The 22380-nt window shown below is 70.4% G+C and carries 22 protein-coding genes; 10 read left to right on the forward strand and 12 right to left on the reverse strand.

Annotated elements, in window-relative coordinates; genetic code table 11:
• Positions 1-210 precede the first annotated feature (210 nt).
• A complete protein-coding gene (locus DFJ67_RS13430; RefSeq protein ID WP_116068181.1) occupies positions 211-2208 on the reverse strand; it encodes an ATP-dependent DNA helicase in 1998 nt (665 codons plus the stop codon).
• A 200-nt stretch (positions 2209-2408) separates the two neighbouring features.
• On the opposite strand from DFJ67_RS13430, the gene DFJ67_RS13435 reads away from it, so the two are divergent.
• Both DFJ67_RS13435 and DFJ67_RS13440 read left to right on the forward strand, forming a co-directional pair.
• A complete protein-coding gene (locus tag DFJ67_RS13435) occupies positions 2409-2912 on the forward strand; it encodes a DUF402 domain-containing protein (RefSeq protein WP_116068182.1) in 504 nt (167 codons plus the stop codon).
• A 119-nt stretch (positions 2913-3031) separates the two neighbouring features.
• Positions 3032-3379 (forward strand): hypothetical protein, encoded by a 348-nt coding sequence (locus tag DFJ67_RS13440; RefSeq protein ID WP_116068183.1) that lies wholly within the window; start codon positions 3032-3034, stop codon positions 3377-3379.
• Between the two features lie 33 nt (positions 3380-3412).
• Here DFJ67_RS13440 and sigJ read toward each other — a convergent pair whose 3' ends face one another.
• The gene (gene sigJ, locus DFJ67_RS13445; RefSeq protein WP_116068184.1) at positions 3413-4363 is read right to left on the reverse strand and encodes an RNA polymerase sigma factor SigJ; all 951 of its coding nucleotides are present in this window, start codon (positions 4361-4363) and stop codon (positions 3413-3415) included.
• 76 nt (positions 4364-4439) lie between these two features.
• Between sigJ and DFJ67_RS13450 the strand changes: the two genes are divergently transcribed.
• The 3 genes from DFJ67_RS13450 to DFJ67_RS13460 all read left to right on the forward strand — a co-directional run bounded on the left by DFJ67_RS13450 (position 4440) and on the right by DFJ67_RS13460 (position 7099).
• Positions 4440-5315 carry a PPK2 family polyphosphate kinase gene (locus DFJ67_RS13450; RefSeq protein WP_116068185.1) on the forward strand — a complete coding sequence of 292 codons (876 nt, stop codon included), beginning with the start codon at positions 4440-4442 and terminating at the stop codon, positions 5313-5315.
• A 151-nt stretch (positions 5316-5466) separates the two neighbouring features.
• On the forward strand, positions 5467-6093 hold the full coding sequence (locus tag DFJ67_RS13455) for a DUF47 domain-containing protein (protein WP_116068186.1): 627 nt from the start codon (positions 5467-5469) through the stop codon (positions 6091-6093).
• Positions 6094-6097: 4 nt separating this feature from the next.
• Positions 6098-7099, forward strand: a complete 1002-nt coding sequence (locus DFJ67_RS13460) for an inorganic phosphate transporter (protein WP_116068187.1) — start codon at positions 6098-6100, stop codon at positions 7097-7099.
• A 1534-nt stretch (positions 7100-8633) separates the two neighbouring features.
• Here DFJ67_RS13460 and DFJ67_RS13465 read toward each other — a convergent pair.
• Both DFJ67_RS13465 and DFJ67_RS13470 read right to left on the reverse strand, forming a co-directional pair.
• Positions 8634-9137, reverse strand: a complete 504-nt coding sequence (locus DFJ67_RS13465; protein WP_116068188.1) for a hypothetical protein — start codon at positions 9135-9137, stop codon at positions 8634-8636.
• A 57-nt stretch (positions 9138-9194) separates the two neighbouring features.
• Complete coding sequence (locus tag DFJ67_RS13470; RefSeq protein ID WP_116068189.1) at positions 9195-10157, reverse strand: Gfo/Idh/MocA family protein; 963 nt, start codon at positions 10155-10157, stop codon at positions 9195-9197.
• Between the two features lie 39 nt (positions 10158-10196).
• On the opposite strand from DFJ67_RS13470, the gene DFJ67_RS13475 reads away from it, so the two are divergent.
• The gene (locus tag DFJ67_RS13475) at positions 10197-11003 is read left to right on the forward strand and encodes an NUDIX hydrolase (protein WP_116068190.1); all 807 of its coding nucleotides are present in this window, start codon (positions 10197-10199) and stop codon (positions 11001-11003) included.
• Here the strand turns inward: DFJ67_RS13475 and DFJ67_RS13480 are convergent.
• From DFJ67_RS13480 to DFJ67_RS13505, 7 genes are all read right to left on the reverse strand, one after another.
• Entirely contained in the window at positions 10990-13257 is a 2268-nt protein-coding gene (locus DFJ67_RS13480) for an ATP-binding cassette domain-containing protein (RefSeq protein ID WP_116068191.1), read from the reverse strand. The genes DFJ67_RS13475 and DFJ67_RS13480 overlap by 14 nt on opposite strands.
• 31 nt (positions 13258-13288) lie before the next feature.
• Positions 13289-14071 carry a hypothetical protein gene (locus DFJ67_RS13485; protein WP_116068192.1) on the reverse strand — a complete coding sequence of 261 codons (783 nt, stop codon included), beginning with the start codon at positions 14069-14071 and terminating at the stop codon, positions 13289-13291.
• Between the two features lie 66 nt (positions 14072-14137).
• Positions 14138-14458 carry a DUF1416 domain-containing protein gene (locus tag DFJ67_RS13490; RefSeq protein ID WP_116076163.1) on the reverse strand — a complete coding sequence of 107 codons (321 nt, stop codon included), beginning with the start codon at positions 14456-14458 and terminating at the stop codon, positions 14138-14140.
• A gap of 5 nt (positions 14459-14463) precedes the next feature.
• A complete protein-coding gene (locus DFJ67_RS13495; protein WP_116068193.1) occupies positions 14464-15312 on the reverse strand; it encodes a sulfurtransferase in 849 nt (282 codons plus the stop codon).
• Positions 15313-15464: 152 nt separating this feature from the next.
• Positions 15465-15542, reverse strand: coding sequence for an Ms5788A family Cys-rich leader peptide (locus DFJ67_RS44555; RefSeq protein ID WP_322791022.1), 78 nt, complete (start codon positions 15540-15542; stop codon positions 15465-15467).
• A gap of 79 nt (positions 15543-15621) precedes the next feature.
• The gene (locus DFJ67_RS13500) at positions 15622-16404 is read right to left on the reverse strand and encodes an LmeA family phospholipid-binding protein (protein ID WP_116068194.1); all 783 of its coding nucleotides are present in this window, start codon (positions 16402-16404) and stop codon (positions 15622-15624) included.
• 41 nt (positions 16405-16445) lie between these two features.
• A complete protein-coding gene (locus tag DFJ67_RS13505; protein WP_116068195.1) occupies positions 16446-17348 on the reverse strand; it encodes a hypothetical protein in 903 nt (300 codons plus the stop codon).
• Between the two features lie 242 nt (positions 17349-17590).
• Between DFJ67_RS13505 and DFJ67_RS13510 the strand changes: the two genes are divergently transcribed.
• The 3 genes from DFJ67_RS13510 (at position 17591) to mshD (ending at position 20457) form a co-directional block, all read left to right on the forward strand.
• Positions 17591-18298, forward strand: coding sequence for a winged helix-turn-helix transcriptional regulator (locus DFJ67_RS13510; RefSeq protein WP_116068196.1), 708 nt, complete (start codon positions 17591-17593; stop codon positions 18296-18298).
• Positions 18299-18467: 169 nt separating this feature from the next.
• A complete protein-coding gene (locus DFJ67_RS13515; RefSeq protein WP_116076165.1) occupies positions 18468-19514 on the forward strand; it encodes a polysaccharide deacetylase family protein in 1047 nt (348 codons plus the stop codon).
• Between the two features lie 16 nt (positions 19515-19530).
• Positions 19531-20457: a mycothiol synthase gene (mshD, locus tag DFJ67_RS13520; protein WP_170215833.1), complete on the forward strand. Its 927-nt coding sequence runs from the start codon at positions 19531-19533 to the stop codon at positions 20455-20457.
• On the opposite strand, the gene DFJ67_RS13525 is transcribed toward mshD, so the two are convergent.
• Complete coding sequence (locus tag DFJ67_RS13525) at positions 20449-20946, reverse strand: anthrone oxygenase family protein (protein WP_116076168.1); 498 nt, start codon at positions 20944-20946, stop codon at positions 20449-20451. The two genes, mshD and DFJ67_RS13525, sit on opposite strands and share 9 nt — an antisense overlap.
• A gap of 279 nt (positions 20947-21225) precedes the next feature.
• Between DFJ67_RS13525 and pstS the strand changes: the two genes are divergently transcribed.
• On the forward strand, positions 21226-22335 hold the full coding sequence (pstS, locus tag DFJ67_RS13530) for a phosphate ABC transporter substrate-binding protein PstS (RefSeq protein WP_116068197.1): 1110 nt from the start codon (positions 21226-21228) through the stop codon (positions 22333-22335).
• Positions 22336-22380: the final 45 nt, after the last annotated feature.

The following is a 22380-nucleotide window of genomic DNA, read 5'->3' on the forward strand; positions in this document are numbered from 1 at the left end:
GGCGCGCAGGCCGCGGGTTGGTCGGTTCCTTGCTCTGCACCCCTGTGGGAAGCGCCCGGGCCCGCAGGCCGCGGGTTGGTCTGCTCCTTGCTCTGCACCCCTGTGGGAAGCGCCCGGGCCCGCAGGCCGCAGGCTGGTGTGCTCCTTGCTCTGCACCCCTGTGGGAAGCACGCGGGCGGGCACGCCGCGGTGGGCGGCGTCCCGCGGTGGTCAGCTGGCCGCCGCCGCCAAACGCTTCAGGGCGCCGACGGCGACGTCCTGGCGGGTCGTATACCAGAACGGGGGCAGCGACTTGCGCAGGAAGGCCCCGTAGCCGCGGGCCGTCTCCAGGCGCGAGTCGAGGACGGCGACCACGCCCTTGTCGCCGTGTGACCGGATCAGCCGGCCCGCGCCCTGGGCCAGCCGGATCGCGGCGATCGGCACGCTGACCGCGGCGAAGCCGGAACCGCCGGTCGCGTCGACCGCTGCCGCCCGGGCCGCGGCCAGCGGCTCGTCGGGGCGAGGGAAGGGCAGCCGGTCGATCACTACCAACTGGCAGGCGTCGCCCGGCACGTCGACGCCCTGCCAGAGCGACATGACGCCGAACAGGCAGCTTGGCTTGTCTTCGCGGAACTTGCGGACCAGCAGCGGCAGCGACTCGTCGCCCTGGAGGAGCACCGGCAGGTCGGTGCGGGCCCGGACCAGCTCGGCCGCCTGCTGGGCGGCCCGGCGGGAGGAGAACAGCCCGAGCGTGCGACCGCCAAGCGACTCGACCAGCGTGATCAGCTCTTCGCCGGCCTGGGCGGGCAGCCCGGACGCGGCCGGCCGGGGCAGGTGGGCGGCGACGTAGAGGATGCCCTGGCGTTCGTATTCGAACGGCGAGCCGACGTCGAGCGACCGCCAGCCGGGACCCCCCAGCTCGGCGACCTCGCCGGCCGCGGTGGACAGGTTGGGGGAGCGGGTCGCGGTGGTGGCCGCCGATGCCGCTGCGGCCGGGGTGCGCGGCGCGGGCACGGTCGCGCCCGGCAGGCCCAGCGCCCGGGCCACCGTGTCGAAGCGCCCGCCGAGGGCCAGCGTCGCCGAGGTCGCCACGACCGTGCGCTCGTCGTAGAGGTGAGTGGCCAGGGTGCCGGCCACCGACAGCGGGGCCACCACCAGCGCCCGCCGGCCGGCGCCGGGGCGCTCGGGCTTCTCCACCCAGGCCACGTCGTGCTCGTTCTCTTCGAGGAGCCGCTGCGCGGTCTTGGAGATGTCGTCGACCAGCGCCTTGGCCTGCTGCTTGCGGACCGGGTCGGGGTCGTCGGACTTGATGTCGCCGATCTTGTCGAGCGCTCGCCGGGTGGCGGCGTCGAGCAGCGTGCAGGCCTCGCGCAGCGGGTCGGGCAGGCCGTCGACGATCCGCCCGGCCGGCGCCTCGGCCAGGCCGACGGCCAGCGCGTCGCCGGCTTCGAGCAGCATCTCGGCCAGCTCGGGCTGGATGATCGGGCGGGCCCGCCGGGCGGCGCGGTCGATCGACTCGGGGCTCAGCTCGGCCTGCGACGCCGAGGAGACCCGATCGGCCAGCTCGTGTGCCTCGTCGATGACCAGCAGCTTGTGTGGCGGCACGATGTGGCGGCCGGCCAGCATGTCGACGGCCAGCAGGCTGTGGTTGGTGATCACGATGTCGGCCTCGCGAGCGCGCACCCGGGACGCCTCGGCGAAGCACTCGGTGCCGTAGGGGCAGCGCTGCGCCCCCACGCACTCGCGGGCCGGCATCGAGACCTGCTTCCAGGCCTGGTCGTCGACGCCCGGGTCGAGCTCGTCGCGGTCGCCGGTGGCGGTCTCCATCGCCCATTCCTGTAGGCGCAGCACCTGCTTGCCCAGCCGGCCGGCCTCGCCGAGCCACTTGACCGGCGCGGCCGCGGCCGGAGCCGGATTGTCGAAGAGCGTGTCCTCGGGCTCTTCTTCGGCCGAGTTTTCCAGCCGGGCCAGGCACAGGTAGTGATGGCGTCCTTTGAGGACGGCGAACGTGGGCCGACGACCGAGCACCGGCTCGACCGCGTCGGCGAGCCGGGGCATGTCGTGGTCGACCAGTTGCGACTGGAGCGCCAGGGTGGCGGTCGAGATGACCACCGGGCCGTCGACGGTCAGCGCCGGCGCCAGGTAGGCCAGTGACTTGCCGGTGCCGGTGCCGGCCTGCACCAGCAGGTGGTCGCCGGAGCTCAGGCTCTCGGCGATCGCGGCGGTCATCTGCTGTTGACCCGGCCGGGCCGCCCCGCCGGGAACCGCGCCGACGGCGGCCGTGAGCAATGCCTCGGCGGACGGACGGGTGCGGGCTGACGAGGTCACCGTGCGACGGTACCCGTACCCCCCGACCAAACCTGTTGGCGCCACGTGCCGTTAACCCACTGACGCGAGAGCGGTTACCCCGGATCGGTTAGGGTGTCTGCGTGCCGAGCGACATCGTCCGGGTGGTCTACCGCAAATATGACGGATCCGCCCACAGGGACTACCCCGCTCGCCGCCTCGCCGAAGACGAGTTGGGTGTGTGGCTGGGGGTGACCCTGGGCACCGAGTCCGTCTACCACGGCCGGGCGTCCGTGGAGAAGATCCCCTTTGTGCTGCTTGTGCCGCACGACGCCTGGTGGACCGGCATGTTCAACCCCCCGCCCCGGACCAGCGAGGTCTACTGCGACATCACCACGCCGGCCCGCTGGCGCGGCGACACCGTGCACCTGATCGACCTCGATCTCGACGTGGTCCGCCGCCGCACGACCGGCACCGTCGAGTTGCGTGACGAAGACGAGTTCGCCGAGCACCGGGCCCGCTTCGGCTACCCCGCCGACCTGGTCGAGTCGGCCGAGGCGGCGGCGAAGCTGCTCATGCAGGCCCTCGGCGACGGCACCGAGCCGTTCGCCACGAGCTACCGCAAATGGCTCGCGCTCGTCGTCTAAGGACGCAGCACCGCCCCGACGCCGGGCACCGCTGACCGGCGGCCCTGCTTGAGCAACGCCGCCGCGGCCGTGACATCCGGGCCGCGATCAGGCCGGCGACCGCCGGCGTCGCGCACGACATGCCACTCCAACTCCCTGAGCAGGCCGTCGCGCGGGCCGGGGCCGCCCGCGACCTGTTCCGCGCGCAGGGCCGGGCCCGGTGGCAGGCCCGGGCGTCGTTCGTGTTGTTGCGGGCCGGCTCCGCCACCGGTGACCACGATGGACGGTTGCGGTCGGCGGCGCAGCCGGCGCCGCTCCTAGTCGAGCCGCGGTCGCCGAACTCGGCCAGCATCCCGGCCAGATGGGTGCGCGCCCGGCGGCCGACCGACGGTGAGCTGTTCGCGGTCACCGCGGTCGGCGGTGCTCAGCCCCCGCTGGCGTCCAGCCCGGCCCGGGCAGCTCCGGCCCTTCGCCAAGCTGTCCGGTGAGGAAGAGGCGGCTGCGGCCGGTTCGATACAGCCCTATCGGGGCGGCCACGCGGGTGCGTCTTTGGCGGCGTGCGGGACCCGGGCCATCTTGTCCGGATTGAGCTGGTTGAAGGCCGCGGTGATCCGGCCGTCTTCGATCGCGAACGAGAGCACCGACCGGAACGGCCGGCCGTCGTGATAGGTGGCGTCGAGCAGCACACCGAGGTCGCCGTTCACTTCGACGATCTCCGTGTGTACGTCGGTCGCCTCGGTCGGCATCCGCCGGAGCAGGCCGAGCACGAAGCGGGCGACCTGAAGCGCGCCCTCGATCGGCTTGCGCGCGGCGGGGAAATGACCGCCGGAGTCGCCGACGAAGACCACGTCGGGTGCGAGCACCGCCATCAGCGTTTCGATGTCACCGGTCTCGGTCGCGCCGACGAACGCCTCGAGCACCCGGCGCTGCTCGGCCGGGCTGGCGGTGTGCCGGGGCGCGCCGTCGTTGACCGCGCGGCGGGCCCGGGACGCCAACTGGCGGGCGGCCGGCACCGTGGTGCCCAGGGCCGTGGCGATGCCGTCGAACGGCACCTTGAACGCCTCGTGCAGCACGAACGCCACCCGCTGCTCCGGGGTGAGCCGCTCCAGCACGACCATCAGCGCCATGCCGATCTCGTCGTCGCGTACGACACGTTCGGCGGGGTCGGGCGCGAAGCTGCCTGGCTCGAGGCGGGTGACCAGCGGCTCCGGCAGCCATTGGCCGGGGTAGGCCTCGCGCCGCACCCTGGCCGAGCGCAGCACGTCGAGGCAGATCCGGGCGGTCGCCGTGGTCAGCCAGCCACGCAGGTCGCGGATCTCGGCCCGGGCGGCCGGGTCGGCCAGCGCGCTGGAGTAGCGCAGCCAGGCCTCCTGCACCGCGTCTTCGGCCTCGGCCCGGCTGCCCAGCATCCGGTAGGCGACCGCGGTCAAATGGTCGCGCTCGGCCTCGAAGTCGCTCGCCAGGTCTTGCATGCAGGCCTCCCCTTGTGGGCATTCTGCCAGCGTCGGCATTGCCGCCGGCGGCCGCTGTAGCACCGGGAGTGACCGAATGCCAGATATGCGGAGCCTGTTGCGGGTGGGGTCCGAGGGCCCCGATGTCCCGGTCGACCTGACCGCGATCGACCCACAGTCGACGCCCGGCCTGCCCGGCCGCAAGGTCACCGGCAGCGACCCCAAGCTCTGGGCGCGCGGTGAGGTCGAGCGGATCGGCGCCGAACTCGCCACCCAGCAGGAGATGCTCTTCGCGCAGGGCACCGTCGAGCCCGAGTTGGGCCGGTCGGTGCTGCTGGTGCTCCAGGCGATGGACTGCGGCGGCAAGGACGGCGCGGTGAAGCGGGTCGCGGGCGCGATGAACCCGCTGGGCCTGCACATCAAGGCCTTCGGTCCGCCGACCCCGGAGGAGCGGCGGCACGACTTCCTCTGGCGCATCCGCAAGGCCCTGCCGCCGGCCGGCTACGTGGGCGTGTTCAACCGGTCGCACTACGAAGACGTACTCGTCGTACGCGTGATGGGGCTGGCTCCTGAATCGGTTTGGCGCCCCCGCTACAAGAAGATCAACGACTTTGAGCGCCGGCTCGTCGACTCCGGCACCGCAGTGGTCAAGGTCATGCTGCACATCTCCCACGACGAGCAGCGCGAGCGGCTCCTGTCGCGGCTCGACGACCCGACCAAGCAGTGGAAGTTCAACCCCGACGACCTCGAGGCCCGCGCGAGATGGGACGACTACCAGGAGGCGTACGCGGAAGCCCTGGCTCGCTGCTCCGACGCCGCGCCGTGGCACGTGTTGCCGGCCAACCGGAAGTGGTATCGGGACTGGGCGCTGGCCCACCTGCTCCGCGAGACGTTCGCCGACCTCAAGCTCAGTTACCCCAAGCCGGAGTACGACGTGGATGCGCAGCGCCGTCGGTTGGAAGCGGACGGTTGATCTAGGTGAACAAAAGGTGAACGGCAGGTTGCGGTCGAGCAGACCTCGGTAGCCCGGCGAAACAACCGTTCAGAGATTTTCTAACATTCGGCGAACGCGTTCCCCGGATGGCGCGTCCGGACACCCCCTTCGACGCGACGAGGTCCGTGCCGTGAAGTTCTCTTTCCGTCCAACCGACGGCGTCTTCTACGAGCTGTTCAGCAGAGCCGCCGACAACCATGTGAAGGGCACCGAGCTCCTGCAGGAGCTGGCGCTGCCCGGTGTCGACGTGCAGTCGGTCAGCGAGCGGCTGACCGAGGTCGAGCACGACAGCGACCAGATCACCCACGATCTCTACCAGAAGATCAACTCGACGTTCGTGACGCCGTTCGACCGGGAAGACATCTACCGGCTCGGCTCGCTGCTCGACGACGTGATGGACCATCTGGAAGCCGTCGGCAACCTGCTCTACCTCTACGGGCTGACCAAGCTGCCGTCGCTGCCCCGGGAGATGCACGAGCTGGTCAACGTGCTCGACCAGCAGGCCAAGCTGACGGCCGAGGCGATGCCCCGGCTCAAGTCGATGAAAGACCTCGAGGACTACTGGATCGAGTGCAACCGGCTCGAGAACGAGGGCGACCAGGCCTACCGGATGCTGCTGGTCCGGCTCTTCTCCGGTGAGTACGACGCGCTGACCGTGCTGAAGATGAAGGAGGTCGCCGACGAACTGGAGGCCGCCTGCGACGCCTTCGAGCACGTGGCCAACACCGTTCAGACGATCTCTGTCAAGGAATCCTGAACCGTTGGACGCCCCCCTCATCGCCGTGCTCGCGGTGATCGTCATCGCGCTCGCGTTCGACTACACGAACGGCTTCCACGACGCCGCCAACGCCATCGCCACCAGCGTCTCGACTCGGGCGCTGACCCCAGGCGTGGCGCTGCTGATGGCCGCGATCGGCAACTTCATCGGCGCCCACTTCGGCGAAAAGGTCGCCAAAACCGTCGGCAGCGGCCTGGTCAACTTGCCAACCGGCTCGGCCAGCCTGGGCGTGGTCTTCGCCGGCGTGGCCGGCGCGATCGTCTGGAACCTGATCACCTGGTACTTCGGCCTGCCCTCATCCTCATCGCACGCCCTGATCGGCGGTCTCGTCGGCGCCACCCTCGCCGCCTCCGGCACGGTCCTGTGGGCCAAGGTCATGGAGAGCGTCGTGCTGCCGATGGTCCTGTCGCCGCTGGTCGGCTTCGCCCTCGGCTACCTGGTCATGATGCTGATCCGGTTCATCTTCCGGAACGGCCAGCCGAGCAAGCTGAATCGTGGCTTCCGCTGGGCCCAGACCGTGTCGGCCGCCGCGATGTCAGTCGGTCACGGCATGCAGGACGCGGCCAAGACGATCGGCATCATCGTTTTGGCGCTCTATGTCGGTGGGCACCAGGGGTCTACCAGCACTATTCCGGAGTGGGCGTTTTGGACGTCGGCTTCGGTGTTGGCGCTGGGGACGTATGCGGGTGGGTGGCGGATCATTCGCACGTTGGGGCGTCGGATCATCCACCTTGGGCCGCCTGAAGGATTTGCCGCCGAGACGGTGGCCAGTGGGGTGCTCTATTTCAATGCTCTCGTGCTTGGTGCGCCGATCTCGACGACCCACACGATCACCTCGGCGATCATGGGTGTTGGTGCGACCAAGAAGCTGTCCGCGGTTCGGTGGGGGGTGGCGGGGAACATCGTCGGGGCGTGGATCCTGACGTTCCCTGCGGCTGGGGCGATGGCGGCGCTTACCTACTTTGCTGTGCGGCCTCTGTTCTGAGGTTTTTGGGGCTTTGCCCCTTGCCCCTTTCGGGGCTTTGCCCCGGACCCCACCGGGGCGCTGCCCCGGACCCGGCCGCTCTAAAGAGATGCCAGCCGTCTGGGGGCGGATCTCCTCGTCGGGCTTCGCTTAGGGCACCAGGATCTCCGGATGGGGACAAGGTCGTTCGTCCAGTAGGGCGCTCCACCTTGTCCCCATCCGGAGATCCTGGTCATTGGGCTACGCCCGACGAGGAGATCCGCCCCTGGGTGCGGCTTTGTGTGTGGTTCTGCTTAGCCCTGCCCGACTGTGCGGGCCGTCCGTCGCCAGCACAGCGCTGACCACGAGCACCGGCGGCTGCCGCGCCGCGTTGGCGGCGCGTCACGCAGACCGCGCGCTCCAACGGTCGCCGCGCCGCGACGCGCCCGAGCGCGACGCGCCGCGAATGCGGCGGCGACCAAGCGCTCCGACGGCTGCAGCATCGCGTTCGCGGCGTGTCGCGCCTGCCGCGCCGGCCACGCGCGTCGGAGGCTGCCAGGCGGCCGCGCCCGCGTGCGACGCGCCGCGAATGCGGCGGCGACCAAGCGCTCCGACGGCTACAGCACCGCGTTCGCGGCGTGTCGCGCCGAGCCGCGCTGGCCACGCGCCTCGGAGGCTGCCGCGCCGCGTTCGCGGCGTGTCGCCCGTGTCGCGCCGACCAAGCGCTTCGAGGGTCTGCCACGCCGGGTTCGCAGCGTGTCGCGCTTGCCGCACCGGCCGGGAGGCTGCCGGGCGGCGCCGGCAATGCGTTCCGACGGTTTGCCGCGCCGCGTTCGCGGCGTGTCGCCCGTGTCGCGCCGACCACATGCTTCGGAGGCTGCCGGGCGGCGCTGGCCGCGTGCTTCGGAGGCTGCCGGGCGGCGCTGGCCATGCGCTCCGACGGTTGCGGCGCCGGGTCCGGGGCGTGCGGCGCCGGCCGTGTGCTCTGGCGGCTGGGGGCGGCGCTGGCTAAGTGCTTCGGAGGCTGCCGGGCGGCGCCGGCCATGCCATCCGACGGTTGCCGAGACGGTCCGAGGCGCGCGGCGCCGGCCACGCGCTCCGGAGGCCTCCGGGCTGCGCCGGCCACGCGCTCCGGAGGCCTCCGGGCTGCGCCGGCCACGGGCTCCGGAGGCTGCCAGGCGGCGCCATGCGCTCCGGCGGTTGGCGCGTCGGGTCCGCGGCGCCTCGCGCGCGTGCCGCGCGGGCCGCGTGCTTCGGCGGCTGCGCGGAGGCGCCGGCCACGCGCTTCGGAGGCTGCCGCGCCGCTTTGTCGGCGTGTCGCGCGGCGCCGCGCCGGTGGCGGTGAGATCTAGGAAAATTCTGGTAGCCCTAGCTACCAGAATTTTCCTAGATCTACTCGATCGGGGCGTTGGGCTTGATCGTCTGCACGCGATCTGCGCCATCCGCGACTCAAACCATGATCATGTGTGTCAGGTCTGCACGACACGCCGCCCACCATCTCGATGAGGTGCAAACGATCAAGCGAGCCCTACGGGCCGTTGCCGACTAGTTGCAAACGATCACCGGACACCTGACGTCAGCGGCTGTCCTTGCGGGCCTGGACGCGTTTCGTGGCCGCCCTCGTGCTGCCGTGGCGCTTTAAGCGATCCGGTGTGCGCGGGCGCCGGTCGGCGACCTGGTCCTCGCGCGGGCTGCGGCGGCGGACCGGCGGTGGCGGAGGGGGCGGCGGGGTGAACGTGGCCGCGCGGGCCTCCGCGATGCGTTCCGCCTTCAGTTCGCGGGCCGCGGCCCGGGCCGCGGCGGCCAAGCGGCGGCTCACCCGGGCCAGGGCCGCTTCGAAGACCTCGGCCTTGTCGCGGTCGCGGCCGCCCCGCGGGAAAGCCTTGCCGCGCGCGGCGGTGGAGCGCACCCGGTCGGCTGACTGGCGGCGGTAGAGCTTGACGTATTTGTCCCTCGCCCGGCGGACCCGGGTGTGCAGCGCGACCAGCTCGTCTTCGTCGAGCGTGGCTAGTTCCTCGCCGGCCGTCTCGCGCACCAGCATCTGCTCCGCGTCGGTCATCGATCCGAGAAGCGCCTGCATGGCAATCACCTCGCACCAATTTTCGCCGCGCGGGGCCAGCGCCGGGGCGGTTTGGCGCTAGTAGGCCACCCCGATCTGGGCGCGGACCTCGTCTAGCAGGCCCATCACTTCGAGCGTCGTGTCGTGTGGGATCAGCGGGCTTTCCAGCAGGCCCTCGGAAAGGCAGCGCTGCACCTCGATCGCCTCGAACTGGTAGCCGGCGCCCTCCTGGGCGCGGGTGACCACGGACGGCGCGGCGCCTGGGCGGTGCAGCGTGTAGCTGGTCGTGTGGAAGAAATCTGGCAGCTCGATCCGGCCGCCGGTGCCGGTGATCGTCGCGTGGACGCCTGTCGAGCCGACCAGGCCGCAGGTCAGTGACGCGATCGCCCCTGAGTCGTAGCCGAACAGCATTCCCGTGTTCTCGTCGGTGCCTTCCGGGCCGATCTTCGCCCAGGCCCTAACGTGGTCGGGTGCGCCGAGCACCAGGTGGGCCATCGTGACCGGGTAGACGCCCAGGTCGAGCAGCGCGCCCCCGCCGAGTTCGCGGGCCCGCAGCCGGTGGCCGGGCGGGAAGTCGCCGTGAATGCCGAAGTCAGCCGCCACCGTGGTGACGTCGCCGATCTCGCCGGCCGCGATCAGGTCCAGCACCGTGCGTACGGTCGGGTTGATCCGGGTCCACATCGCTTCCATGAAGAAGACCCCGGACGAGCGGGCCGCGTCGACCAGCTCGGCGGCGCTGGCCCGGTCGAGGGTGACCGGCTTCTCGCAGAGCACCGCCTTGCCGGCCCGCAGGCAGGTCAGCGCCGCGGCGTGGTGTGCGGCGTGTGGGGTCGCGACGTAGATCACGTCGACATCGTCGTCGGCGGCCAGGGCCTCCCACGAACCGTGTGCCCTTGGCGCGCCGAAGCGGTCCGCGAATTCCTTGGCCGATTCGGTCGAGCGTGAGCCCACGGCGACGAGCTCCGCGCCGGGCGCGTGACGCAGGTCGGCGGCGAACTTCGCCGCGATCGCGCCGGTCGCGAGGATTCCCCATCTGGTCATGGCCCGCAGGTTAGCCCAGCCAACGGCTAGGCTCGCCCGGTGGTCGAGGAGTTCGAAGTTCCGCCGCAGATCGCCGATCACGCCCGGCGCTTCGCGGCCGAAGGCAGGTCACCGGCGGTGCCCCGGCTGGCCGCTACCGTGCTGTTGCTGCGCCCGACAACCCCAGAGGGCTTCGAGGTGTACGTGATCCGCCGGGTCGCCGCGATGGCCTTCGGCGGGATGTACGCGTTCCCGGGCGGCGGTGTCGACCCGAGCGACTCCCGTGCCGACCTCGGCATCGACGAGACCAGGCTGGCCACCGACCCCGAGCGGGCCCAGGCGATCGTCTGCGCGGCCGCCCGCGAGGTGTTCGAAGAGGCCGGGGTGCTGCTGGCCGGCCCGACGAAGGACACCGTCGTCGGCGACGTCAGCGGCGACGACTGGGAAGCGGCCCGGCGCGCGCTGGTGGCCCGCGAACTCGGCTTCGCCGAGCTGCTCCGGCAGCGCGACCTGACGCTGCGCGCCGACCTGCTGGCGCCGTGGAGCCGGTGGATCACGCCGGAGTTCGAGCCTCGCCGGTTCGACACCTACTTCTTCATCGCGGCGTTGCCGGGCGGGCAGGTCACCCGCGACGTGTCCGGCGAGGCCGATCACACCATGTGGATCCGGCCGGGTGACGCGGTGGCCCGCGCGGAGCGCAAGGAGGTGGCCATGCTGCCGCCCACGATCATGACGCTCAAGCAGGTCGGCGAGTGCACCGACATCGCGTCGGTGTTCGCGGCCGCTGCCGGGCGCGAGCCGGCCACCCCGGTGACGCCGACGCTCGACCTCACCGGGGCTGACGGGCCGCGGTTCAGATACCGCTGAGGTCGCGGCGGACCGCTTCGGCCGTGTAGGTGTCGGCCTTCAGCAGCTCCGCCGGTGGGCCGGTGAACAGCACCTCGCCGCCCTTGGTGCCGCCCTCCGGGCCGAGGTCGATGATCCAGTCGGCGTTTTTGATCACGTCGAGGTTGTGCTCGATGACGACCACCGAGTTGCCCTGGTTGACCAACCGGTCGACGATCTCCAGCAGGTGCGCGATGTCGGACATGTGCAGGCCGGTGGTCGGCTCGTCCATGACGTACACCGTGCCGGTCTTGTGTAGTTCGGTGGCGAGTTTGATCCGCTGGCACTCGCCGCCGGAGAGGGTGCTCAGTGGCTGGCCGAGCCGCAGATAGTCGAGCCCGACGTCGTTGACCGCGGTGAGGATCGCCCGGAGCTTCTTCTCGGTGAAGAACTCCACGGCCTCGGCCGCCGTCAGTTCGAGCACGTCGGCGATCGACTTGCCGCGCAGGTGATAGCCGAGCACCTCCTCGGAGAACCGCCGCCCGTGGCAGACGTCGCACGGTGACTTGAAGCCGTCCATGAACCCGAGATCGGTGTAGAGCACCCCGAGGCCCTGGCAGTTGGGGCAGGCGCCCTTGGAGTTGAAGCTGAACAGGCCGGCGTTGACGCCGTTGGCCTTGGCGAACAGCCGCCGGATGTCGTCCATCAGGCCGGTGTAGGTGGCCGGGTTGGAGCGGATCGAGGCGCCGACCGCCGACTGGTCGATGTCGATCGCGTCCGGGAAGCGGCCCAGGAACACGTCGTTGATCAGCGAGCTCTTGCCGGACCCGGCCACGCCGGTGACCACGGTGAACACGCCGGTCGGGATGTCGACGGTGACGTTCTTGAGGTTGTTGACGGTCGCGCCGCTGATGGTGAGCGCGCCGGTCGCGGTGCGGGCGTGTGCCTTGAGCGGCAGCGCGTGCTCCATGCACCGGCCGGTCAGCGTCGGCGCCGCGGACAGCTCGGCGACGGTGCCGGTGAAGACCACCTCGCCGCCGTGCGCGCCGGCCTTCGGGCCCATGTCGATCACGTGGTCGGCGATCGCGATCACGTCGCGGTCGTGCTCGACGACCAGCACCGTGTTGCCCTTGTCGCGCAGCTTGACCAGCAACTCGTTGAGCCGCTGCACGTCGTGCGCGTGCAGCCCGATGCTCGGCTCGTCGAAGACATACATCATGTCGGTCAGGCTGCTGCTCAGATGCCGGACCATCTTGATCCGCTGCGACTCGCCGCCGGACAGGCTGGTGGTCTCCCGGTCGAGCCGGATGTAGCCCAGGCCGATCGTCACCAGGTTTTCCACCCGGTCGGTCAGGCTCGCCACGATCGGGCGCCCGGCTGGCTCGACGGTCGGCCCCAGTTCGCGCAGAGTGCCCAGCAGCTCGGTCGCCTCCATAGCCAGCAGGTCGGTGATGCCGTAGCCGGCGACCTCGGCGGCCAGTGCCGCAGGGGAGAGCCGGGCGCCCTTGCAGAGCGGGCAGGTGCCGGCGGTGACGAAGCGGAGGAGGACCGCCTTGTTGCGCTCGGACATCGCGCCGAGGTCTTTCTTGATGTAGAGGCGGGTGAACTTGTCGACCACGCCTTCGTAGGTCGTGTTGATCTTCCCGCCCTGCCACTCCAGGGGCACCTTGCCGGTGCCGTGCAGCAGCCGCTCCATCTCCTCGTCGGTGAACTCGGCGAGCGGCTTGTCGGGGTCGTAGAAGCCGGAGTGCAGATAGCCGTTGAGATACCAGCCGCCGGCGGCGAAGTCGGGGTGCAGGATGGCGCCCTCGTTGAGCGACTTCGACCGGTCGAGAAACTTGTCGAGGTCGATCGTGGTGACCTGGCCGAGGCCCTCGCACTCGGGGCACATGCCCTGCGGGTCGTTGAACGAGAACGCGTTGGAGTAGCCGACGTAGGGCTGGCCCACCCGGGAGAAGAGCAGCCGGATCAGCGGGTTGATGTCGGTGATGGTGCCGACCGTCGAGCGGGAACTGCCGCCGAGCCGCTTCTGGTCGACGATGATCGCGGCCGACAGATTGGCGATCGAGTCGACGTCGGGCTGGCCGTAGCTCGGCAGGAAGTTGCGGGCGAACGCGGTGAAGGTCTCGTTGAGCTGCCGCTGCGCCTCGGCGGCGACGGTGTCGAAGACGAGTGACGACTTGCCCGACCCGGAGACCCCGGTGAACACCGTGATCTGGCGTTTCGGGATCCGGACGGCGACGTCCTTGAGGTTGTTTTCGCGGGCTCCGATGATCTCGATAAAGTCCGTCTGCACTCCGTACACTGTACGGAACAGCGGCGAGGGGTCAACAGAGCTGTGTCACGTACGCCCGGGTGTCGTGCTCGCCGCTCGGCACCAGCGCGACGGCCTCGGTCGGGCCGCTCCGGTAGGCGTACACCTTCGGGGTGTTGAGAATGAGGTCGCCGGCGGCGGCCGTGGGCTTGGCGGTGACGCCGTGGCCAAGGGCCGACGCCGTCACGGCTGGCCGGCCGGCCGGGCATGCCGCGAAGCTGATCGACTCGTCGTCGACCGAGGTCGCGCCCAGCGTGGTCAGCAACTGGCGGGGCCCGGCCTGCTGCGGATATTCCGGCAGCAGGTGTGCCACCTCGGTGTTCACCGGACGGCAGCCGGTGGTGAGCGTGACCTGCACTTCCTCGGGCGAGATGACCTTGCCGCGGAGCGCGACGAACTCGCCGGCGTCGGCCCTCAGCGCCTTGCGGTCGGTGCTGACCTCGACCTGGTAGGCCGCCGGATAGCCGTTGGCCAGCACGGTCAGGAAGTCTGCTCCGCCGCCCGTCGCGGTGAAGAAGCGGACCACGCCGGTGGCGGTCGCGCCGGAGCGCAACGGCGTGATGCGGCAGCCCTTGTCGATCGTGACCGGCATGATCACCGGGACGGTCCGCGGACCGGCTTGCCCGACCGTCAGACCCACCGCCTGGTCGAGCGCGGTCACGCCCGCCGCCAGGTCGCGCTGCTCGCGCACGGTCGGCGGGTCGGTGCGGTGGGAGACGACCGCGAGACCGCCGAGCACGAGTGCCCAGGCGACCAGGCCGCCGATAACCCAGAGTCGTCGGCGCGATGCGGTCACCGGGCCATGGTGACACGACGGCGCCCCGGCCGATGGCCGGGGCGCCCCTCGTCAAAGTTGCTTGCGTCAGCCGACGCTGACACCGGTCTCGGTCACGCCGCGGACGGCGGTGACCGTGGTGTCGCCGTTGCCGTGCCGGGACAGCGCCCGCAGGGTCCAGGTGCCCGGCGCGGCGAAGAACCGGAACTGGCCGGCCGGCGAGGTGACCACCTCGGCCGCGAACTCACCGGTGGCGTCGAGCAGCCGGACGTAGGCACCGCCGACGACGGAACCGTCCGGTGCCGTCACGACGCCGGTGATCACCGTTTCCTTCTCCAGGTCGACGCTCGCCGGTATGGGTGCCGACTGGTCGGGTGCGGCGCAACTGGCGTCTACAGGAACGGTCATCGTGGTCACGCCTTCCCCGGCTCGTCGCCCAGGGCGACCGGCACGCCGACCAGCGAGCCGTATTCGGTCCAGGAGCCGTCGTAGTTCTTCACGTTGGAGTGGCCGAGCAGCTCCTTGAGCACGAACCAGGTGTGCGACGACCGCTCGCCGATGCGGCAGTAGGCGATCGTGTCCTTGCTCTCGTCGAGGCCCGCGGCCGCATAGATGGCGCGCAGGTCGTCGTCGGTCTTGAAGGTGCCGTCTTCGTTGGCGGCCTTGGACCACGGCACCGACACGGCGGTCGGGATGTGGCCGGCCCGCTGGGCCTGCTCCTGCGGGAGGTGGGCCGGTGCCAGCAGCCGACCGGCGTATTCGTCGGGCGAGCGGACGTCGACCAGGTTCTGCGTGCCGATCGCGTTGACGACCTCGTCGCGGAACGCGCGGATGGCGGTGTCGGGCTCCTGCGCCGAGTAGGCGGTCTGCTCGCGGGCGACGGCGTCCTTGACCAGCGGCCGGGCGTCGAGCTCCCACTTCTTGCGGCCACCGTCGAGCAGCTTGACGTCGCCGTGGCCGTAGAGCTTGAAGTACCAGTAGGCGTAGGCGGCGAACCAGTTGTTGTTGCCGCCGTAGAGCACGACGGTGTCGTCGTTGCCGATGCCCCGGGCCGAGAGCAGCGCTTCGAACTGCTCCTTGTTGACGAAGTCCCGGCGGACCGGGTCCTGGAGGTCGGTCTTCCAGTCGAGCTTGATCGCGCCGGGCAGGTGGCCGCCCTCGTAGGCGCTGGTGTCTTCGTCGACCTCGACGAAGACCACGCCCGAGGCGCCGAGGTTCTTCTCGGCCCAGTCGGCCGATACGAGTGCGGTGTCGCGACTCATCAATTCACTCCTGTGTGTGGACGGAGATGGTGGTGAGTAACGCGCGCGGGGGATGGTCGTCGCTCCACGCGCGTGACCCAGGACTAGGGATCACGGGTTCGAGCGACGGCGGCACTGCCGGACGAGTTGGGGGCAACCTCAGCTAGCCGCCGTCAGATGACGGGGCAACACAGGCAGGTGGCCACGCGGCACAGGTCGACCGCGCGCCGTTTGGTGAGGAGCGTCCCCATGCGCACAAACGTTACCAGCCGTGCCCAGCGAGGTCACCGAGCTGACCACCATCCGGGAGCCACCGGAGGGTGAACCAGGTCACGAGCTGATGGGCACGTCGTTGGCGGTCGCGGTCACGGCCAGCCCCTCAGGGGTGGCACGCACCTCTTTGAGCACCATCTGGAACGGCAGTGTCGGCACATCCACGTTGATCGAGATCTGCTTGACGAAGTTGTTGACCACCTGTTGGGCGAGCGGCACGGCGGGCAGCCCCTCGGCGGTGGCGTCGGCGAACTTGAGCTGGATCTGCTTGCCCTTGACCGAAAGCTCGGCCGAGCCGTTGACGGTGAACCGCTGGCCCAGCACCTCGACCGGCGCGCTGGCCACCAGCTTGCCCTCGCGCTCCGAGAGCTTGAGGCCGGGCTGGTCGATCAGGGCGGTCACGCTGGCGTAGTCGATCGTGCCGGTGCCGTCGACGGTCTTCGCGACCACGTCGCCGGTGCCCTTGCGCAGCGTGTCGAGCGAGGCGGCCACGTCGTGCGCCACGATGTCGAGCTTCGGCAGGGTGACCGAGTCGCCGTTGACGTCGCCCTTCACGTCGCGCATGACGATCGTGATCTTCTCGTATTTGCCGGCCAGGACCTGGGTCAGGAACGGGAACCCGCCGACGCTGACCTCCGGCGGTGCCGCCTGCGCGTTCTGGGCGGCGACCTCCTGGCTGACCTGCTCGGCGATCTTCTTCTCAGCGAAGTTGGCGGCCACCCGGTCACCCACGATCAGGAGCCCGGCAACCACGATCAGCAGCACCAGCAGCGTGATCAACGCGCGTCGCCCGCGGCGGCGGCGTGGGCGGGTTTCCTCCGCGTAGTAGGTGGTGGTCACCGTTCCTCCTCGTTGTCTGGTCTCCTCCTTACCCAAGCGGGTCAAGTCAGGAACAACACCGTCATGATGTACGCCGCCGGCGCGGCCAGGGCGAAACCGCCGAGCGGACCCTGCATGTGCCGGGCCACCCACAGCGTCGGCAGGTCGCCGGCCATCTGCCGGCCGGCCTCGGCGTAGTCGACCGCGAGGTCGGCGAGCACCGCGAAGACCGCCGTCACCAGGCCGACGACGGCCGCGCTGGTCGGGCTGAACGTGTAGAGGTAGGAACCGATGACGGCGCTGAGCAGCGTGCCGGCCATCGCACCGAAGATCACGCCGGCGGCACCGCGGGCCACCTGCGGAGCCAGCCGAGGCTTCGGGTAGACCGCGTCGACCAGCCGGGCGATCACGAGGGCGACCGCGCTGGCGGTGACGCAGAGGAAGATGACCTGAGTGCCCAGCGGCACCCGGCTGAGCATGATCAGGGCGGCGAACGCGACGACGCCGACGACCAGGGCCAGGGTGGCCCGCAGCGACTCGCTGATCCGGCGGCGGTCGGCCGGGCGGATGACCTGGCTGATCACCGTGGCGGCGACGCCGGCGAGCGCGATGTAGATCAGCGGTGCCAGGCCCGGTTCGGCCGAGCGGACCGCCGTCAGGTCGCTCCACCCGGCCACGACCAGGCAGATGCCGCCGACGACCAGCAGCGCCGGCGGTCGGGTCGCCATCAGCCAGGCGAGCACGTAGAGCACCTGCACGCCGGCCAGCACGAGGGCGAACGCGCCCCGGGCACCCGGGCTGCTGGACTGGGCGCCGAAGACCAGGCCGACGCCGACCAGCGCGGCGAACGCCGCGATGGCGACCGACAGCGCCGGCCGGACCGGCGTGATCTCTATCTCGTCGAGATCGTCGTCGGTCGGTGCGGCGGACTCGGCCGCAGCCTCCGTGGAACCTGAGGGGAACACGGTCCGATCGTGCCAGACCCGCCCGAACCAGGGGCACTTCGCGGTGCCCGATCCGGCGGATCATCCAGATGAACGGACCGCCACCGTCCGGTTACGGCCTTCTCATCGGTTAAGCTCATTTCGACTCGTCGAGGGCGTTTACGCAGGCGTAACACGACTGGGCGAGGCTGGCACCACCCCGTCAGCGAAGCCGGGTCCCCGCCGCGGCCGCCATGCCGCGTTAAGACGGAGGTGACTGACGCGTGGAGATCCTGCTGCTGGTGACCGCTCGGGCCAGCGAGCCCTCGAGCGTGTTGTCCGCACTCGACCTGCTGCCGCACTCGGTGCGCACCGCGCCGCGCGACGTGCGCACGCTGGTCAATGGCCCGAGCCCCGACGCCGTCCTGGTCGACGCCCGCTCGGAGCTGTCCGAGGCCCGCGCCACCTGTCGCATGCTGCACGCCACCGGGCTCGGCGTCCCGCTGCTGGCGGTGGTCACCGAGGCCGGCCTGATCGCCCTCAACGCCGACTGGGGCGTCGACGACGTGATCCTGGCCAGTGCCGGCCCGGCCGAGGTCGAGGCCCGGCTGCGGCTCGCGGTCGGCCGGCTGACCAACGCGACCAACGCCGCCAACGGCCTGATCCGCGGCGGCGAGCTGACGATCGACCCCGACACCTACGCGGCCAAGCTCAAGGGCCGCCCGCTCGACCTGACCTACAAGGAGTTCGAGCTGCTCAAGTTCCTTGCCCAGCACCCGGGCCGGGTGTTCACCCGCGACCAGTTGCTGCGCGAGGTCTGGGGCTACGACTACTTCGGTGGCACCCGCACGGTCGACGTGCACGTGCGGCGGCTGCGGGCCAAGCTGGGCTCCGAATACGAGTCGATGATCGGCACCGTCCGCCAGGTCGGCTACAAGTTCGTCGTGCCGCCGTCGCGCTCCCTACCCGACAACGAGCTCCTGTCGGTCTGATTCTCAAAAACCTCACGAAGGCCACCCCGTAACTTCGGGGTGGCCTTCGTCGTTTGTCCCATTCTGTTCACATAAAACCCGAAAAATTCATACGCTAGCGCCGTACCCGTATTGAGGAGGCGGCGGTGGTTGGGGTGACCTGCGCGCACGCGGTTGGCCGGTGGAGCTGATGAAGATCGGACCCACCACCCGGACCATCGGGCTGGTCACCGTGATCGTGTCGGCGATCCTCGGCAGTTCCTACCTCATCGGCCACGAAACCCACGAGGAGCACGCACGCGGTAGGTCGGTCAGCGGCGACTTCGACACCGACGCCGCGCGGGGTGCCCGGCACCGCGGCGCCGTCGACGACCACACCGCCGGGGCGACCGCCGCGGGCCAGGCGAAGGGCAAGCCGACCCCGACACCGAAGGCCGACATCGCGCCGACCCAGTCCGGCGCGCCGCAGGGCGGCCCCGCGCCGCAGCGACAGGGCCTGCCGGCCGCACCACCGGTCCCCGCGGTCTTCAACGAGCAGGTCATCGTCGGGCCGGGCAAGCCGCCGCTGATGCCCGACCAGGCCGGGCCGTTTGGCAGCCGGGTCACCACCGGGACCCTCCAGGTCGCGCTGACCTTCGACGACGGCCCGGACCCGAAATACACGCCCCAGGTGCTCGCGCTGCTCGACCAGTTCGAGGTCAAGGCGACGTTCTGCCTGGTCGGCGAGATGGCGGCGCAGTATCCGGAGTTGGTCAAGGAGATCGTCGACCGCGGGCACACGCTCTGCAACCACACCTGGAACCACGACACCACGCTCGGCACCAAGTCGAAGGCCGCGATCCGGGCCGACCTGGTGCGCACCAACGACGCGATCCACAAGGCGGTGCCGGACGCCAAGATCTCCTACTTCCGGCACCCGGGCGGCGCCTGGACCCCGGCCGCCGTCGAGGTGGCCAAGGAGCTGGGCATGTCGGCGCTGCACTGGACGGTGGACCCGGTGGACTGGACCGTGCCGGGGGAGAAGGCCATCGAGAAGGTGGTCGAGAAAGACACCGTGCAGGGCTCGATCGTGCTGATGCACGACGCCGGCGGCCCGCGCGACGGCACGGTCGCCGCGCTCAAGAAGATCCTGCCGGACCTACAGGAGAAGCAACTCGCGCTCGCCGCTCTGCCGCCCGGGGTCGATCCGCCCAAGCTGCACGGTCGGGATCTGCCCCTGCACCCCGGACAGGACTGACGGCTAACGTGATCACGTGACCAACGTGGAGCGGCTCGCCCGTCTGGAGGCCGCCGACATCGCGGCGGTGCTCGACCTCGCCTCGCAGGCCGGTGACACCGACGGGGCCTACCCGTTCTCCGAGCACGTGGTGCTGCACATCCGGCACGGCGGCGAGCAGGCCGCGGTGCACCTGGCCGTCCGCGACCCCGACGGGTCGCTGGTCGGCTACGCGCACGTCGACACCACCGACGAGGTCGAGGGCGCGGCCGCCGAACTCGTCGTGCACCCGCTGCGCCGCCGGCACGGCCTGGGCCGGGCGCTGGTCAACGCGGCGATCGAGGTGGCCGACGCGGCCGGGTCGCGGTCACTGCGGCTGTGGGCGCACGGCGACCATCCGTCGGCCGGGGCCCTCGCCGTCGAACTCGGCTTCACCCGGGCCCGGGTGCTGTTCCAGATGCGCCGCTCGCTGTTCGCGCCGCTGCCCGAGCGCGACCTGCCGCCGGGGGTCACCCTGCGCGCCTTCGAGCCCGGCCGCGACGACGAAGACTGGGTGCGGGTCAACGCCCGGGCCTTCGCGCACCACCCCGACCAGGGCCGATGGACCATCGACGACCTGCGGATCCGGATGGCCGAGCCGTGGTTCGACCCGGCCGGCTTCCTGCTCGCGGTCGACGCCGCCAGCGGTGCGCTGCTCGGCTTCCACTGGACCAAGGTGCACGGCGAGGGCGGACACGAACACGACCCGATCGGTGAGGTGTACGTGCTCGGGGTCGACCCCGACGCGCACGGTCGCGGGCTGGGCGGCGCGCTGACCCTCGCCGGGCTGCGCTACCTGCGGTCGGCCGGGCTCGATCAGGCGATGCTCTACGTCGACGAGTCCAACACCGCCGCGGTCAAGCTCTACACCGGGCTCGGGTTCGCGGTGTGGGCGACGGATGTGAGCTACCGCCGCTCACAGTGACCGGCCATATTCGGCGAGCGCGCCGATCAGGCTGACGAACGCGGCTATCACCAACCACGTGCGTACGTGGTTCCAGCGAACCCATTTCGCTTCGAACGCGACGCGTACGCCATGTGGGTCGGTCATCCGGTCTGGATCCGATCCGGCCAGCAGCGCGTTGTTGAGCGGGATGTTGATGCCGAACGTGACGGCGAGTTGCGCTGCGTAGAGGACGGCGGCGGCAGTGATCCACCACACGGTCCGCCCGCCGGTGTTGAGGGCCAGCGCGACGAGGGTGAACAGCAACGCGCCGCCGAACGAGAACGCGAACAGGCCATTGAGGATCTTGATGTTGATCTGCCGCATCGCCAGCACGAAGGTGCGGTCGTCGGTGTCGGCCAGGCCGCGCATCACCGCGACGGAGAACGTGTAGAAAAGCCCGGCGGCCAGGCCCGTCGCCAGCGTCGCCAGCGCGAGGAGGCCGCCGCGGGCGGTCAGCACGTCTGTCATGCCCATCAGTGTCCCGGCGGGGCGGCGCGCATGACCATCGCTGAGGCGCTCGGCCGCATACGCGAGCGTCTGCGGCGGGTTAACGGAATCGACATCCATGGCTCAGCAGGTAGCCACCTTCGCGGCCGGAGCTGTTCACCGCGCGTTCACTCGGGTCCGGGGAGTCGGCTACCTATCCCTCTTAACTTCCCTGGTAGCCGGCTACACGTCGGTTCAACCCGGGGGCTCCGGCGCCCGGGATCCTACCGAGAAAACCCGTTTCGAAGGGATATCCCTCAGGTGAAGCTCCAGCGGCACGGCCTCATCGCCTGCCTCGCTCTGACGGCGGCAATCACGCTCAGCGCGTGCGGCTCCGACAACGAGTCGCCCAGCACGCCGGCGGCGAGCGGCGGCGCCTCGACCGCGGCAGCCGACTGCGCTTCGGGCACGCTCAACTTGTTTGGCTCCTCGGCCCAGAAGAACGCCATGGACGAGTGGCGCAAGGCCTACCAGACGCAGTGCAGCGGCACGACGATCAACTACGAGCCCAACGGCTCGGGCGCTGGTATCCAGTCGTTCATCGCCGGCACGGCCGACTTCGCGGGTTCCGACTCGGCGCTCAAGGACGACGAGCAGCCGAAGGCCGACGCCCGGTGCGCCTCCGGCCCGGCGATCCACCTCCCGATGGTGATCGGCCCGATCGCGGTCGCCTACAACCTCCCCGGCGTCGACGGCCTGCAGCTCAAGCCCGACACCCTGGCGAAGATCTTCAACGGCTCCATCAAGAAGTGGGACGACCCGGCGATCAAGGCCGACAACGCGAGCGCCACGCTCCCGTCGACCGCGATCCAGACCGTGCACCGTTCCGACGAGTCGGGCACGACCGACAACTTCACCAAATACCTGAGCACCGTCGCCGCGTCCGACTGGACCTTCGGCAACGCCAAGGCCTGGAAGGCCCCGGGCGGCACCGGCTCCAAGGGCTCCGACGGCGTGGCCGGCTCGGTGAAGAGCACCGAAGGCTCGATCGCCTACATGGAGTGGTCGTTCGCGGAGAACGGCGGCCTGTCCAAGGCCAAGATCCAGAACGGCAACGGTGAGTTCACCGAGCTGACCGCCGAGGCGGCCGGCAAGACCATCGCGGGCGCCGAGGTCACCGGCACCGGCGACGACCTGAAGCTGAAGATCGACTATGCCACCAAGACCCCGGGTGCCTACCCGATCGTCCTGGCGACGTACGAGGTCGTCTGCAGCAAGGGCACCCCGGCCGACAAGCTCGCGCTGGTCAAGGGCTTCCTGACCTACGCGGCCAGCGCCGAGGGCCAGGGCTCGCTGACCGAGCTTGGCTACGCGCCGCTGCCGTCCGAGGTCCAGACCAAGGTTCAGGCCTCGATCAAGAACCTGGCCTGAACGACCTAGGAACCTAACCGAACCGAAGACGAAACGAGCGAGCAG

It is taken from the genome of Asanoa ferruginea (assembly GCF_003387075.1).
Classification (GTDB): domain Bacteria; phylum Actinomycetota; class Actinomycetes; order Mycobacteriales; family Micromonosporaceae; genus Asanoa; species Asanoa ferruginea.

Coding starts and splice junctions, on each gene's coding strand:
- DFJ67_RS13515 (WP_116076165.1), top strand. CDS start 18,468: ATGAAGATCGGACCCACCACCCGGACCATCGGGCTGGTCACCGTGATC.
- sigJ (WP_116068184.1), bottom strand. CDS start 4,363: ATGCAAGACCTGGCGAGCGACTTCGAGGCCGAGCGCGACCATTTGACC.
- DFJ67_RS13465 (WP_116068188.1), bottom strand. CDS start 9,137: ATGCAGGCGCTTCTCGGATCGATGACCGACGCGGAGCAGATGCTGGTG.
- DFJ67_RS13440 (WP_116068183.1), top strand. CDS start 3,032: ATGCCACTCCAACTCCCTGAGCAGGCCGTCGCGCGGGCCGGGGCCGCC.
- DFJ67_RS13525 (WP_116076168.1), bottom strand. CDS start 20,946: ATGACAGACGTGCTGACCGCCCGCGGCGGCCTCCTCGCGCTGGCGACG.
- DFJ67_RS13470 (WP_116068189.1), bottom strand. CDS start 10,157: ATGACCAGATGGGGAATCCTCGCGACCGGCGCGATCGCGGCGAAGTTC.
- DFJ67_RS13450 (WP_116068185.1), top strand. CDS start 4,440: ATGCCAGATATGCGGAGCCTGTTGCGGGTGGGGTCCGAGGGCCCCGAT.
- DFJ67_RS13490 (WP_116076163.1), bottom strand. CDS start 14,458: ATGACCGTTCCTGTAGACGCCAGTTGCGCCGCACCCGACCAGTCGGCA.
- DFJ67_RS13495 (WP_116068193.1), bottom strand. CDS start 15,312: ATGAGTCGCGACACCGCACTCGTATCGGCCGACTGGGCCGAGAAGAAC.
- DFJ67_RS44555 (WP_322791022.1), bottom strand. CDS start 15,542: ATGGGGACGCTCCTCACCAAACGGCGCGCGGTCGACCTGTGCCGCGTG.
- DFJ67_RS13430 (WP_116068181.1), bottom strand. CDS start 2,208: ATGACCGCCGCGATCGCCGAGAGCCTGAGCTCCGGCGACCACCTGCTG.